Source organism: Mycolicibacter acidiphilus, from assembly GCF_018455725.1.
In the GTDB taxonomy this organism is placed as follows: domain Bacteria; phylum Actinomycetota; class Actinomycetes; order Mycobacteriales; family Mycobacteriaceae; genus Mycobacterium; species Mycobacterium acidiphilum.
In genome coordinates, this window is record NZ_JAHCLR010000016.1 from 32067 (window position 1) to 45681 (window position 13615).

Annotated in this window: 16 protein-coding genes; 4 read left to right on the forward strand and 12 right to left on the reverse strand. The window is 68.9% G+C overall.

The annotated features are described in order from the left end of the window. The first annotated feature begins 235 nt into the window (after window positions 1–235). Entirely contained in the window at window positions 236–1228 is a 993-nt protein-coding gene (gene gjpA, locus KIH27_RS10240; RefSeq protein ID WP_214092840.1) for an outer membrane porin GjpA, read from the forward strand. Window positions 1229–1287: 59 nt separating this feature from the next. Here the strand turns inward: gjpA and KIH27_RS10245 are convergent, their stop codons facing one another. The 3 genes from KIH27_RS10245 to tenA form a co-directional block, all read right to left on the reverse strand. Then, window positions 1288–1620 (reverse strand): hypothetical protein, encoded by a 333-nt coding sequence (locus tag KIH27_RS10245; RefSeq protein WP_214092841.1) that lies wholly within the window; start codon window positions 1618–1620, stop codon window positions 1288–1290. Between the two features lie 307 nt (window positions 1621–1927). Further along, the gene (gatB, locus tag KIH27_RS10250) at window positions 1928–3430 is read right to left on the reverse strand and encodes an Asp-tRNA(Asn)/Glu-tRNA(Gln) amidotransferase subunit GatB (RefSeq protein ID WP_214092842.1); all 1503 of its coding nucleotides are present in this window, start codon (window positions 3428–3430) and stop codon (window positions 1928–1930) included. Window positions 3431–3457: 27 nt separating this feature from the next. Beyond that, window positions 3458–4126 (reverse strand): thiaminase II, encoded by a 669-nt coding sequence (tenA, locus tag KIH27_RS10255; protein ID WP_214092843.1) that lies wholly within the window; start codon window positions 4124–4126, stop codon window positions 3458–3460. A 35-nt stretch (window positions 4127–4161) separates the two neighbouring features. On the opposite strand from tenA, the gene KIH27_RS10260 reads away from it, so the two are divergent. Continuing rightward, the gene (locus KIH27_RS10260) at window positions 4162–4548 is read left to right on the forward strand and encodes a DUF2237 family protein (RefSeq protein WP_214092844.1); all 387 of its coding nucleotides are present in this window, start codon (window positions 4162–4164) and stop codon (window positions 4546–4548) included. A 9-nt stretch (window positions 4549–4557) separates the two neighbouring features. On the opposite strand, the gene KIH27_RS10265 is transcribed toward KIH27_RS10260, so the two are convergent. The 4 genes from KIH27_RS10265 to gatC all read right to left on the reverse strand — a co-directional run bounded on the left by KIH27_RS10265 (window position 4558) and on the right by gatC (window position 7938). Continuing rightward, complete coding sequence (locus KIH27_RS10265) at window positions 4558–4932, reverse strand: hypothetical protein (protein ID WP_250149905.1); 375 nt, start codon at window positions 4930–4932, stop codon at window positions 4558–4560. 76 nt (window positions 4933–5008) lie between these two features. Beyond that, window positions 5009–6040, reverse strand: a complete 1032-nt coding sequence (locus KIH27_RS10270) for an ATP-dependent 6-phosphofructokinase (RefSeq protein ID WP_214092845.1) — start codon at window positions 6038–6040, stop codon at window positions 5009–5011. Between the two features lie 111 nt (window positions 6041–6151). After that, window positions 6152–7642 carry an Asp-tRNA(Asn)/Glu-tRNA(Gln) amidotransferase subunit GatA gene (gene gatA, locus KIH27_RS10275; RefSeq protein WP_214092846.1) on the reverse strand — a complete coding sequence of 497 codons (1491 nt, stop codon included), beginning with the start codon at window positions 7640–7642 and terminating at the stop codon, window positions 6152–6154. Next, the gene (gene gatC, locus KIH27_RS10280) at window positions 7639–7938 is read right to left on the reverse strand and encodes an Asp-tRNA(Asn)/Glu-tRNA(Gln) amidotransferase subunit GatC (protein ID WP_214092847.1); all 300 of its coding nucleotides are present in this window, start codon (window positions 7936–7938) and stop codon (window positions 7639–7641) included. The genes gatA and gatC overlap by 4 nt, the downstream gene beginning before the upstream one ends. A 103-nt stretch (window positions 7939–8041) precedes the next feature. Here gatC and KIH27_RS10285 point away from each other — a divergent pair, with 103 nt between their 5' ends. Beyond that, entirely contained in the window at window positions 8042–8701 is a 660-nt protein-coding gene (locus tag KIH27_RS10285; protein ID WP_372451344.1) for an ACT domain-containing protein, read from the forward strand. A 6-nt stretch (window positions 8702–8707) separates the two neighbouring features. On the opposite strand, the gene ligA is transcribed toward KIH27_RS10285, so the two are convergent. The 3 genes from ligA to KIH27_RS10300 form a co-directional block, all read right to left on the reverse strand. Next, window positions 8708–10813, reverse strand: a complete 2106-nt coding sequence (gene ligA / locus KIH27_RS10290) for an NAD-dependent DNA ligase LigA (RefSeq protein ID WP_214092849.1) — start codon at window positions 10811–10813, stop codon at window positions 8708–8710. Window positions 10814–10922: 109 nt separating this feature from the next. After that, window positions 10923–11249, reverse strand: a complete 327-nt coding sequence (locus tag KIH27_RS10295) for a hypothetical protein (RefSeq protein WP_214092850.1) — start codon at window positions 11247–11249, stop codon at window positions 10923–10925. 119 nt (window positions 11250–11368) lie between these two features. Further along, a complete protein-coding gene (locus KIH27_RS10300) occupies window positions 11369–12382 on the reverse strand; it encodes a uroporphyrinogen decarboxylase/cobalamine-independent methonine synthase family protein (protein WP_214092851.1) in 1014 nt (337 codons plus the stop codon). A 31-nt stretch (window positions 12383–12413) separates the two neighbouring features. Between KIH27_RS10300 and KIH27_RS10305 the strand changes: the two genes are divergently transcribed. Next, window positions 12414–13052, forward strand: coding sequence for a sensor domain-containing protein (locus KIH27_RS10305; protein ID WP_214092852.1), 639 nt, complete (start codon window positions 12414–12416; stop codon window positions 13050–13052). Here KIH27_RS10305 and KIH27_RS10310 read toward each other — a convergent pair. Together KIH27_RS10310 and KIH27_RS10315 are read right to left on the reverse strand one after the other, a co-directional pair. Next, window positions 13049–13333 (reverse strand): type II toxin-antitoxin system RelE family toxin, encoded by a 285-nt coding sequence (locus tag KIH27_RS10310; RefSeq protein WP_214092853.1) that lies wholly within the window; start codon window positions 13331–13333, stop codon window positions 13049–13051. The two genes, KIH27_RS10305 and KIH27_RS10310, sit on opposite strands and share 4 nt — an antisense overlap. After that, entirely contained in the window at window positions 13330–13605 is a 276-nt protein-coding gene (locus KIH27_RS10315) for a type II toxin-antitoxin system Phd/YefM family antitoxin (RefSeq protein ID WP_214092854.1), read from the reverse strand. Before KIH27_RS10315 ends, KIH27_RS10310 begins: the two co-directional genes overlap by 4 nt. Window positions 13606–13615 lie beyond the last annotated feature (10 nt).

The following is a 13615-nucleotide window of genomic DNA, read 5'->3' on the forward strand; positions in this document are numbered from 1 at the left end:
CGTCCACACACACCTGATCTCCCCTGCTGTCACTTCTGTCACTGCAGGTGGGCGATTTAATCTAAGCGCGCACTGTTACCTATTCAGGTCGGCTTACGTTACTCACGCCAAGCAGCGGATTAAAAGGCTTTAGCCTCGAAAAATCCGTATCAGTTGACTTACATGTACTCAGTCTACTATTAAGTAATATTACCGAGCATGTGGCACCCGCCACGGTCGCGCAATAAGGAGACCCATGCAACCCCTCGCCCACTCCCCCTGGATCGCCGCCGGCGTCGCTCTGGTCGGTGCCGGAGCGATCGCCGCCACCCCGGTGGTGGCGTCGACACCCGCGCTGAGCGGACTGCCGTCCCACACCGTGCAGTTGACCGCCGGCCTGGACCTGTTCGGCGCCTGGCAGGACGTCTTCGACACCGCCAAGGCCAACGCCACCGTGCTGTCGGACAACGCCGACGGCGCCTCCGCGGCGGTGGGGCAGCTGATCGCCGATCTGGTCCACGGCACGAAGATCGACCCGAAGGACGTGCTCGACGCCATCGCGCAGCCCAGCCTCGACGGCTCCATATCGCCCTCCCCGCTGTCGCTGAGCAACGACCTGCAGGCACTGATCCCGCTGGTGCTGCCGGGGCAACTGCCCGACGATTTCCCCCTCACCGCCGAGCAGCTCACGCCGATCCTGTCCTTCGCCTCGTCACCGCTGAGCGGGGTGCTGATGGGCGCGCTGGGGCCGTCCATCGCCCCGATGGTTGCGCTGTTCAACAGCCTCGAGGACATCCACAGTGCACTGTCCGGCAGCACGCCGGACACGGCCGCGGCCCTGCAGGATCTGGTCAACATCCCGGCCAACATGGTCGGCGGCCTGCTCAACGGGGCCACCATCGACCTCACCGGCCTGATCCCGACCCTGACCGAAGCGGGCCTGCTGCCCGCGGCTATGGACGTCACCCAGCTGAGCTTCGCCTTCGGCGGGCTGCTGTCGCCGGGATACACCGGCAATGACGTCGAGGGCTTCCTCAACGGAGTCGAGGATGGCAGCAGCCCCGGCATCGGCGGCTCGATCATCAACAGCCTGGGGCTCACCACCGGTCTGATGGGCTTCCCGCTGGTGATGGATCCCCACGGCGTCGGGCCGATCGGCGCCATGGAGAGCCTCCAGGAGATCATCGCCATGGCCCTCGGCTGGAACGGCGTCGACAACCCGCTGGACGGTCTGGACGGTGGTCTGTAACCACCCAGGCAGTATCGAGTGGCCCCCTTTTCGAAGGGGGCCACTCGCCTTCTGCGCCCTCAGCGCGGCACCAGTTCGATCCGCGCTGTGCCCTGCGGACACCACAGTTCGGCCCAGGGGCGCTCCGCGAACTGGCGGCTGACCAGGTCGGCGATCGGCACCAGATGCTCGTAGGTCACGAAGTCGATCCCCAGGTCATGCAGCGCCGACTCGACACCGCAACCGAGGAACACCGTCCCCGCCGGCCCGTCGGCGTCCAGGTAGTCACCCAGAATCCGGCCGGCGGGCGGGCTCTGTGCGTTGCGCGGTGTCCAGGTCACCCGGCAGCGAGCATCGTGGAAGCCCGGCGCCCGGGGCTCGGCGGCGATGAAAGGTCGCGTCTGGTAGCTCATGGTGGCCCAGCCTGGCACCGGCGTCCGACAAGCCGGCCGATCGGTTCTCACAGAAGTATTACTGACTCCGCCCGGATGCCTTAAATATCGCGCCTACCTTGAGTGTCAGGTCGAGAGTGCTCGACCGGCAGGATCGTCTGACGAAAAAGGTGGCGACACAATGTTGATCGACGTTCGGTGGCTGCAGGTCATTTTCGGCCAGCGGGGACACCAGCCCGCTCGCCGGCTGCCGTAGGTTCGCGGCGGCGTCGCGCGCTGCGGCGGCCGGTCACCTGACCCGGCCGGCCGCGCGTGCGGACTGTGATTGTTAGCCGCAGGCGGCCAGCACCAGTTCCCGCACCCGTGCCGCGTCCGCCTGCCCCTTCGTCGTTTTCATCACCGCTCCGACGATCGCCCCTGCGGCCTGTACCTTGCCGCTCCGAATCTTCTCGGCCACATCGGGATTGGCGGCCAGCGCTTCATCGATAGCAGCCTGGATCAGCGAATCGTCACGCACCACGACCAGACCCCGGTCGGTCATCACCTGCTCTGGCTCCCCCTCACCGGCCAGGACCCCTTCGATCACCTGGCGGGCCAGTTTGTTGGAGAGCTTGCCCGAATCGACCAGTGCCACCACCGCGGCGACCTGTGCCGGTGTGATCGCCAGCGCGTCGAGTTCGACGCCGGCCTCGTTGGCCTTCTGGACCAGGAAGTTGCCCCACCAGGCGCGGGCGGCCTCGCTGGACGCCCCGGCCGCCACGGTGGCGGCGACCAGTTCCACCGCGCCGGCGTTGACCAGATCGCGCATCACCTCGTCGGAGATGCCCCAGTCGGCCTGAATCTTGTTGCGCACCAACCACGGGAGCTCCGGGATCGTGGTACGCAACCGCTCCACCAACTCCGCTGACGGCGCCACCGGCTCCAGGTCGGGCTCCGGGAAGTAGCGGTAGTCCTCGGCGGTTTCCTTGGCCCGGCCGGCGCTGGTGTAGCCGGCCTCGTGGAAGTGCCGGGTCTCCTGACGGATGGTGCCGCCACCGACCAGCACCGCTGCCTGCCGGCGCATCTCATAGGTGACCGCGACCTCCACGCTCTTGAGCGAGTTGACGTTCTTGGTCTCGGTGCGGGTGCCGAATTCCGCCTGCCCGGTGGGCTTCAGCGACACGTTCGCATCGCAGCGCATCGACCCCTGGTCCATCCGCACATCGGAGACGTCGAGGCCGCGCAGCAGATCCCGCAGCGCGGTGACATAGGCCCGGGCGATCTGCGGCGCCCGGTCACCGGCGCCCTCGATGGGCTTGGTGACGATCTCGATCAGCGGCACGCCGGCCCGGTTGTAGTCGACCAGGGATTCGGTGGCGTCGCCGATCCGGCCGCTCTCACCGCCGATGTGGGTGAGCTTGCCGGTGTCCTCCTCCATGTGCGCCCGCTCGATGTCCACCCGCCACACCGAGCCGTCCTCCAGCGGGACATCCAGGTAGCCGTTGAACGCGATCGGCTCGTCGTACTGGGAGATCTGGTAGTTCTTCGGCTGGTCAGGGTAGAAGTAGTTCTTCCGCGCGAACCGGCACCAGGTGGCGATCTCGCAGTTCAGCGCCAGCCCGATCCGGATCGCCGATTCCACCGCGGCGGCGTTGAGCACCGGCAGCGATCCGGGCAGCCCCAGGCAGGCCGGGCAGACCTGCGTGTTCGGGTCGGCGCCGAACGTCGTCGAGCAGCCGCAGAACATCTTGGTGGCCGTCGACAGCTCGACGTGCACCTCCAGGCCCAGCACCGGGTCGAACCGGGCGATGACGTCGTCGTAGTCGAGCAGATCGGCGGCAGCAGCGGTCATGCCCGGAAGTCTAGGTGACCGCACACGTCACACCGGCCAGTCCTCCAGCCGGTACGCCCCATCCCAGAACATCCACTCGTAGCGCGCCGCGGTGTGGAAGTGCCGGCGCATCAGTTCCCGGTCGGAGGCCGACGCCGCGGCGCCGACCCGGTCTGCCACGTCGAGCACCGCGTCGACCACCGCCTGGAACTGCGGACCGGCGTAGGCGTCGATCCAGCGCTGGTACAGCGGGTCCGGTGAACCGTGCCGCTGCAGGTACTCCCCCACCCGGGCGTAAACCCAGTAGCAGGGCAGCACCGCGGAGACAGCCTCGGCGTAGGAGCCGGACGCCGTGATCGCCAGCAGGTAGCCGGTGTAGGCCTGGGTGGCCGGGGCGATCGGCAGCGCCGCGGCCTCGTCGGCGGTGCACCCCAGGCCGGCCAGCAGCTCGGCGTGCAGATCGCGTTCGGCGGTGATCGCCGCGCCGGCGTGCTCGGTGAACATCACCAGGTCGGCCTCGTTCGGCGCCTTCGCGGCGCAGAACGCCAGTGCGCGCGCATACCCGCGCAGATAGTGGGCGTCCTGAACGATGTAGTGCCGGAACCGGTCGCGGCCCAGCGATCCGTCGGTCAGCCCGGTGATGAACGGATGCGCGCAGATCCGCCGGTAGATCTCGGCGGCGTCGCCCCAGAGTGCGTCACGGGTCCGCTCGGTCATGCCCCACGGTAACCGGATGGTTTTAGACTGGCCGAATGGCTGACCGCAACGTCCTTGGCGAGCCGCTGCAGCCGTGCGGCACCGATCCGGTGACCGGCTTCTACCGGGACGGCTGCTGCTCGTCCGGTCCGGAGGACATCGGCCTGCACACGATCTGCGCGGTGGTGACCGCCGAGTTCCTGGCCCACCAGCGGTCGATCGGCAACGACCTGTCCACCCCGATGCCGGCCTACCGGTTTCCCGGTCTGGTGCCCGGCGACCGCTGGTGCGTCACCGCGGTGAACTGGCTGCGCGCCCATCACGACGGCCAGGCCGCCCCGGTGGTGCTGGCCGCCACGCATCAGCGCACCCTCGACGTAGTGCCACTGGATGTGTTGCGCGCGTACGCCGTTGACGTTCCCGACGATCCGGGCGAACTCTGACCGGAGTCGTTACATGCCGGCGATGGCGCCGACGCCGCCGCCTGACTGCCGGTGCTGCATGTACCAGATGAACTCCTCGACCAGGTCACCGTCCTGCGGGCAGAACGTGGTGACCGACCCCGCGAGCAACCGGCCGGTCTGATCCTGCGGCAGCTCACTCGTCGCCAGGATGTGGTCGACCGCGTCCCTGACCCCGGCCAGATTGTGCTGGGCGGTCATGTAGTCGCAGACCTCCCCGCCGTGGCCGCCGATGTATCCGCTTATCGCGTCGCCGTCGGCGTGGGCCGGTACGGCGAGGACGAGACTGAGCGGCAGTCCGTATAACACCGCCGCCACGCGTGCCAGCTTCTGCATCTCCACCTCCCGCCGTTGGCCGTCCAGCAACCGGACGACAGCCTGCCCGAATATGTCCCGACCATTCTGCGACCGTTAGCGCCGGTTGTCATCCGCAAACACGCAATCAACCGAAGAAAGCGGCGGCGTCATCGTAACGGCTCTGCGGCACCACCTTGAGTTGCCGCACCGCGTCGGCCAGTGCAACCCGGCCGATGTCCTGCCCGCGCAGCGACACCATCATTCCGTACTCGCCGGCGTGCGCGGCGTCGGCGGCGTTGACCCCGAACCGGGTGGCCAGCACCCGGTCGTAGGCAGTCGGAGTGCCGCCGCGCTGCACATGCCCGAGCACGGTGGTGCGCACCTCCTTCTTGACCCGTTGCTCGATCTCGACGGCGAGTTGGGCGGCCACCCCGGTGAACCGCTCGTGGCCGAACTCATCGAGACCGCCGGCGCGCAGTTCCATCGAACCGGGGGCCGGCTTGGCGCCCTCGGCGACCACGCAGATGAAATGCGAAGAGCCGTGCTGGAAGCGCTGTTTGACCAGCCGGCAGACGTCGTCGATGTCGAACGGCTGCTCGGGGATCAGCGTCATGTGCGCCCCGGAGGCCAGACCCGCGTTCAGTGCGATCCACCCGGCGTGCCGGCCCATCACCTCGACCAGCATCACCCGCTGGTGGGATTCGGCGGTGGAGTGCAACCGGTCGATGGCGTCGGTGGCGACCTGCAGCGCGGTGTCGTGGCCGAAAGTCACATCGGTGCAGTCGATGTCGTTGTCGATGGTCTTGGGCACCCCGACCACCGGGACGTTCTCCTGCGACAGCCAGTGCGCGGCGGTCAGCGTGCCCTCCCCGCCGATCGGGATCAGCACGTCAATGCCATTGTCGTCGAGGGTCGCTTTGATCTGGTCCAGGCCGGCGCGCAATTTCTCCGGGTTGACCCGCGCGGTGCCGAGCACGGTGCCGCCCTTGGCCAGCAGTCGATCGTTGCGCTCGTCGTTGGCGAGTTGGATGCGCCGGTTCTCCAGCAGGCCACGCCAGCCATCCTGGAAGCCGACCACCGTGGAGCCGTAGCGGGCGTCGCAGGTGCGCACCACCGCCCGGATGACCGCATTCAGCCCGGGGCAGTCACCGCCGCCGGTGAGGACTCCGATCCGCATGGCCTCATCTTGCCGGTTGGCCCGCAACCGCGCGCCGAGATCGACGTGAGCGCGCCGGCTTCTCGGCCTTTTCCGCGCTGCCGTCGATCTCGGCAGGGCCGGTGGGGCCGGTCAGAGGGTCGGGACCACCGGCAGCGACCCGCGGGCTGCTTCGTAGGCCGCGCCCACCCGGTACAGCCGGTCGTCGGCCAGCGCCGGCGCCATGATCTGCAGGCCGACCGGCAGCCCGTCGTCCGGGGACAGCCCACTGGGAACCGACATGCCGCAGTGCCCGGCCAGGTTCAGCGGCAGCGTGCACAGGTCGAACAGGTACATCGCCAGCGGGTCGTCGACCTTCTCCCCCAGCTTGAACGCGGTGGTCGGGGTGGCCGGCGAGATCAGCACGTCGACGGACTCGTACGCGCGGTCCAGGTCGCGGGCGATCAGCGTGCGGACCTTCTGCGCCTGGTTGTAGTAGGCGTCGTAGTAGCCGGCCGACAGCGCATAGGTGCCGAGCATGATGCGGCGCTTGACCTCCGGGCCGAAACCGGCCGCCCGGGTCAGCGCCATCACCTCCTCGGCGCTGTGGGTGCCGTCGTCGCCGACGCGGAGCCCGAACCGCATCGCGTCGAAGCGGGCCAGGTTGGACGACACCTCTGAGGGCAGGATCAGGTAGTAGGCGGAGAGCGAGTAGTCGAAGTGCGGGCAGTCGACCTCAGTGATCTGCGCGCCAAGCGATTTGAGCTGTTCGACGGCGGCGTTGAACGACGCCAGCACGCCCGGCTGGTAGCCCTCACCGGTGTGCAACTGACGCACCACCCCGATGCGCACGCCCGAAAGGTCCCCGGTCGCACCGGCTTTCGCGGCGGCGACGACGTCGGGCACCGGCGCGTCGACCGAGGTCGAGTCACGCGGGTCGTGCCCGGCGATCACCGAGTGCAGCAGCGCGGTGTCGAGGACGGTGCGCGCGCACGGCCCGCCCTGGTCCAGTGACGACGCGCACGCCACCAGCCCGTAGCGGCTGACGGTGCCGTAGGTCGGTTTGACGCCGACGGTGGCGGTCAGCGCGGCCGGCTGACGGATGGATCCGCCGGTGTCGGTGCCGATCGCCAGCGGCGCCTGGAACGCCGCCAGTGCCGCGGCGCTGCCGCCGCCGGAGCCGCCCGGCACCCGCTCGGTGTCCCACGGGTTGCGGGTCACCTGGTAGGCGGAGTTCTCCGTGGAGGAGCCCATCGCGAACTCGTCCATGTTGGTCTTGCCGAGGATCGGGATGCCCGCCGCGCGCAGCCGCGCGGTGACGGTCGCGTCATACGGTGCCTGCCAGGCCTCCAGGATCTTCGACCCGCAGGTGGTGGGGGCGTCGACGGTGGTGAACACGTCCTTGAGCGCCAGCGGCACCCCGGCCAGCGCCGACGGCAGCGCCTCGCCGGCGGCCCGCGCCTTGTCGACGGCGGCCGCGGCGGCCAGCGCCTCCTCGGCACCGACGTGCAGGAACGCCCCGTAGGTGTCGTCGGTGGCGGCGATCTGGTCCAGATGCGCCTGCGTGACCTCGACCGAAGAGACCTCACCGTCGGCGATCCGCGCGGCCAGCGTGGCGGCGTCGGAGCGGATCAACTCGCTCATGAGCTCTCCCCCAGGATCTGCGGGACCGCGAACCGGTTCTCGGCGGCCCGTGGCGCGGCGGCCAGTGCCTGCTGCTGGGACAGGCCGGGAATGATCTCGTCGGGCCGGGTGACGTTGACGTCCTTGAGCGGGTTGTCGGTGGCCTCCACCCCGGTGACGTCGACGGCCTGGATGGTGCTGACGTGGGTGAGGATCGCGTCGAGCTGGCCGGCGAAGCCGTCGAGTTCGGCGTCGGTCAGTGCCAGCCGGGCCAGCCTGGCCAGGTGCGCTACATCGTCTCGGGAGATCTGGGACACGACTGGCAAGCCTAGCCGGGTGCCGACGCCCGCGGTGACGCTAGGTGCGGTGCCCGGGCCCGATGGTGAACCCGGCGGGCCGAGCTGTGGAACAGTGGGAGCCGTGCCTTCCTATCTGCTGCGCGTCCAGCTCGAGGACCGGCCCGGCAGCCTCGGCTCTCTGGCCGTGGCGCTCGGTTCGGTAGGCGCCGACATCCTGTCGCTGGATGTGGTCGAACGCGAATCCGGCGCCGCGGTCGATGATCTGGTCGTCGAACTGCCGACCGGGTCGATGCCCGACGTGCTGATCACCGCCGCCGAGGCGCTAGCCGGCGTGCGGGTCGACAGCCTCCGGCCGCACACCGGCCTGCTGGAGGCCCACCGCGAACTGGAGTTGATCGAAAGTGTGGCCACCGCCGGCGGGCGGGCGGCGAAACTTCAGGTGCTCGCCGATGACGCGCCCCGGGTACTGCGGCTGAGCTGGTGTCTGGTGCTGCGCGCATCGGCGTCCGGATCCGAGCAATTGGCCCGCAGTCTCGGTGCGCCGGAGACGGTTCCGGACACGCTGTCGTGGCTGCCGCTCACCCATGCCGCCGCGCTGGACGGCACCGCCGACTGGGTGCCGCAGGTGTGGCGCGACATGGATACCGCGCTGGTCGCGGCGCCGCTGGGTGACCCGAACACCGCGATCCTGCTGGGCCGATCCGGCGGTCCGGAGTTCCGGCCCGCCGAGGTGTCCCGCATCGGGTATCTGGCCGGGATCGTGGCGGCGCTGCTGCACTGAGCGGCGTCAGTCCTCCGTGTCCGCCTCGTCGGGTGCCACCGGCGGCCCGTCGGCCAGCAGTTTCCGGAACCCGTCCTCGTCGAGGATCGGCACCCCCAGTTCGACGGCCTTGTCGTATTTCGAGCCCGGTGCGTCACCGGCGACGACATAGGCGGTCTTCTTCGACACCGACCCGGCCGCCTTGCCGCCGCGCACGATGATCGCCTCCTTGGCCGCGTCCCGGGAGAACCCGGCCAGTGAACCGGTCACCACGATCGACAGCCCCTCGAGGGTGCGTTCGATGCTCTCGTCGCGCTCGTCGGCCATCCGGACCCCGGCGGCCCGCCACTTGTCGACGATCGCGCGGTGCCAGTCGACGGTGAACCATTCGCTGACCGACTCGGCGATGGTGGGGCCGACGCCCTCGACCGCCGCCAGCTGCTCGGTGGAGGCGGCGATGATCGCGTCGAGGCTGCCGAACTCGGTGGCCAGCGCGCGCGCCGCGGTCGGCCCGACGTGGCGGATCGACAGCGCCACCAGCACCCGCCACAGCGGTTGCGCCTTGGCCTTCTCCAGATTGGCAAGCAATTGCGCGCCGTTCTTGGACAGCGCGCCGTTCTTGGTGGTGAACAGTTCGGTGCGCAGCAGGTCATCTGCCGTCAGCGTGAACAGGTCGCCCTCGTCGGTGATGACGTGCGAGCCCAGCAGGGCGATCGCAGCCTCGTAGCCGAGTGCCTCGATGTCGAAGGCGCCGCGGCCGGCGACGTGAAACACCCGCTCGCGCAACTGCGCCGGGCAGTTGCGGTTGTTCGGGCAGCGGATGTCGGCGTCGCCCTCCTTGGCCGGTGCCAGCGGCGCTCCGCACTCCGGGCAGTGCGCGGGCATGACGAACGCGCGCTCGGTGCCGTCGCGCAGGTCGACGACCGGACCGAGCACCTCGGGGATGACGTCACCGGCCTTGCGGATCACCACGGTGTCGCCGATCAGCACACCCTTGCGCTGCACCTCCGACGCGTTGTGCAGGGTGGCCAGCCCGACAGTGGAGCCGGCAATCTTCACCGGGGTCATGTAGGCGAACGGGGTGACCCGACCGGTGCGGCCGACGCTGACCCGGATGTCGAGCAGCTTGGTCTGCGCCTCCTCCGGCGGGTACTTGTAGGCCACCGCCCAGCGCGGCACCCGGGAGGTGGCGCCGAGCCGGCGCTGCAGCGCCAGGTCGTCGACTTTGATGACGATGCCGTCGATTTCGTGTTCGACGTCGTGGCGGTGCTCGTGCCAGTAGTCGATGCGGTCCAGCACCGCGCCGATCCCGGCAGTGCTGTCGAGCCGGGTGGTGTGGGTGGAGACCGGCAATCCCCAGGCCTGCATCGCCAGGTAGGCGTCGTGCAGGGTGGCCGGTTCGAAGCCCTCGGTGTAGCCCAGCCCGTGGCAGATCATGTGCACGTTGCGCTGCGCGGTGATCGCCGGGTTCTTCTGCCGCAGTGAGCCGGCCGCGCAGTTGCGGGGGTTGGCGAACGGCGGTTTGCCCTCAGCCACCAGACCGGCGTTGAGCGCCTCGAAGTCGGTCAGCCGGTAATAGACCTCGCCACGCACCTCCAGCACCGCCGGGATACCGAACTCGGTGTCGGGGTTGAGGAATTCGGGGACGCCGGTGATGGTGCGCGCGTTGAGCGTGACGTCCTCACCGACCCGGCCGTCGCCTCGGGTGGCGCCACTGACCAGGCGGCCGTCCCGGTAGACCAGCCCGAGCGCCACCCCGTCGATCTTCAACTCGCACAGATACGCCGGCTCACCGCCGACCTCGCCGCGCACCCGGGCAGCCCAGGCCAGCAGTTCGTCGGGTGAGAAGACGTCCTCCAGCGACAGCATTCGCTCCAAGTGCTCCACCGACGCGAAATCGGTGGTGAATCCGGCGCCGCCGACCATCTGCGTGGGTGAATCCGGGGCGCGCAGTTCGGGGTTGGCGTCCTCCATCGCGAGCAGCCGGTTGAACAACTCGTCGAATTCGCCGTCGGAGATGATCGGGGCGTCTTTGACGTAGTAGCGGAACTGGTGTTCGCGCACCTCGTCGGCGAGTTCGCGCCATTGCCGGCGCAGGTCCGGCGGCACCGGGTCGGTCTGTGCTGAGGTCACCTTCGCAGGTTAGCCGCTCTCGACAACCCACCGCCGTCGACGACTTGCCGGAAGGCCGGTGTCGACGACCCGGGCTCGTCGTCTCCGGGTACAGACACCACCCAGCCCATCACCAAGTTCCAGAGCGAAGCCTGATCGTTTCAAAATTCTTCACGTTGTAGTATTTCTCGGCCCAATATCCATTGGCTTTGGGGTTGCGACCTTTCTGCATATTCAATTCGGAAATCAAACCATCACACCCCCAGTAGCCGAGGCAGGCCGCCTGGGCGCCCTTCTGGTTCAGTTCGACGCGACCGACCTTGACCCATGTGTGTGAGATTTTGCCACCGACATCAGGGGTGATGCCGCCTTCGGACGCATCCGCAACGCCGGCGCCGACAATCGCCAGTGCGGCACCGATACCAATTGCTGACATGCACGCGAAATTCCGTTTCATGACCTCACCCGCTCTGCGTACCGTTGACATTGTCGCCAATTTACCGACCTTCAGACATATCGTCTGTCGTCCGTTCGGCTTAATTCAATGCACTCGATACGGGCAGTGTCAGACGGTGTTCAGATAGCCGCCGGGTCGGCGGTGAGCGCCTCGGCGATCCGGCGGGACAGCGAGATCGCGGTGCGCGCCCACTCCGGCGTGGCGCGGGCCAGCCCGCAGGCCGGGCTGATCCCGATCCGCTCCCCCAGCACCGAACGGGGGAACCCGATCCGGTCGGTGAACGCGGCCGCGGCCTGCGCGATCTCCTCCATCGACCGCTTGCGCGGCGGCGCGGTTGATGCGAGCAGCCCGAGCACGGCGGTGCGGCCGGAGTCGATGAATTCAGCGATCCCGTCGTAACCCGCGTCGTCCAGCAGCGCGGCATCCACGGCTACGGCGTTGATGCTGCTGCGCTGCAACACCTTCCACGGGATCGCGCCGGCGCAACTGTGCACCAGCACCGCACCGCCCGCCCCGGCCGCGCAGCCGTCGAGCAGTTCGGTGGCCAGCGACTCCTCCACCGCGGGCACCGGGGACAGCGCGGTCACCCCCGCCAGCCGCCCGGCAACCGCGGCCGGCAGCGACGGTTCGTCGAACTGCACCACGACCTCGGTGTCCAACCGCCGGGCCAGGTCGGCGCGGTGCGCGGCGAGCCCCTCAGCCAACGATGCCGCGAGATCCCGGACCGCACCGGGATCGGTGAGCACCCGGTGGCCGTTGGCCAGCTCCAGCTCCGCGGCCAGCGTCACCGGCCCGGGGGCCTGCACCTTCACCGGGTGGCCGCTGCCACGCAGGCCGGCCTTCTCCCAGGCCTCCTCGAAGGCGTCGGTGTCCTCACCGAGCAGGCTGATCGCGCGCCGGGTGACCGCCCCGGGCCGTGCCGCCAGCCGGTAGCCGCGGGTGGTGGTGTCGATGGCCAGATCCACCAGCAGCGCACCGGCTCGCCCGATCAGGTCGGCCCCGACCCCGCGGGCCGGCAGTTCCACCAGGTGCGCCAGCGTGCCGCCCAGTTCACCCACCACCACCTCGGCCGCCGACCGCGCCGTCGTACCCGGCCAGGAACCGATCCCGGTGCCGGTGGCGAAAACACTCACCCGGCAACCGTATCGGGCTAGCCTTCGACGGGTGAAAGCACCGCGGTCGACGGCGTTGTGCGCGCTGGCCGTGACCCTGGTCGGCTGCACCCGGCTGATCGGCGGCGGGGCGGAGCTACCGAACACCCAGAAGCCCGGACCGCTGCCGCCGGACGGCATCGACGTCACCCGGATCATGCTGGGGCCGGTGCGGATGCGCGCACTGACCGGGGCGGACGACCAGCTGACGATCATCCCGACGATGGACACCCGGACCCCGGTCGACGTCGATCCGCTGGCCGGCACGGTGCCGGCCGAATGCCGGTTCAGCTACGCCGAGACCGCGGTGTTCGGCACCGCGTTCAGCGAATTCCACAAGACGACGTTCCAGTACCCGCCGCAGTCAGCGCTGATCTCGGAGGCCGCCGCGGCCTACCGCGACGCCGACACCGCACAGCACACGTTCGACGCCCTGGTCGGCACCGTCGCCGGCTGCGCCGACAGCCCGGCCGGTGCGACCGTGGTCGGCGAATGGAGCGCCGACGCGGAGTCGTTGCGGTCCCGGTCCGGCCGGTGCGCCACCGAATACCGGGTCCGGTCCGCGGTGCTGCTGGAGGTCACCGCCTGCGGGTTCGCCGAGTCGGTGCCGGGCCTGGTGATGACCAACCTGGTGGCCGGCATGCCGGGTTAAGTCCGACGACGGTAGGCGTGGGCGCGGTGTTTGATGCCGCCGACAAGCACTACCCGCCGAGCATCGTCGATGCGGAACACGACCCGGTAATCACCGCGTCGGGCACTACGGTAGGACGCCAGTTCAGCGCGCAGAGGTTTGCTGAGGCGGTGCGGGTTGTCGGCGAGGGCACCGGTGATGAACTCCACCATGGCCGCAGCTATCTTGTGCGGGAGTCGTTCAAGGTCGCGGCGCGCGGATCCATCAACTTCGATGCGATATGGACCCTCATGCGCCGTCATCGTGGCGGCAGTCCGAATTGGTCTCGCAGTTCATCGCCACTGGTGGTCGAACCCTCGGCGTACTCACGCTCCGCTTGCGCTAAGTCGGAGAGGATTCCGGGCTGAGAGAGCCAGTAAACAGTCTCCTGCAGCGATTCGAGGTCGTCAGCGGACATGAGCACAGCAGCGGGACGACCATGCTTGGTGATCGTGATGATGTCGTGCGTCGATTCGGCGTCGTCGACGAGCGCAGAGAGCGTGTTCTTGGCCTCACCCAGCGGTACGGAACGCATGCCGAGATTA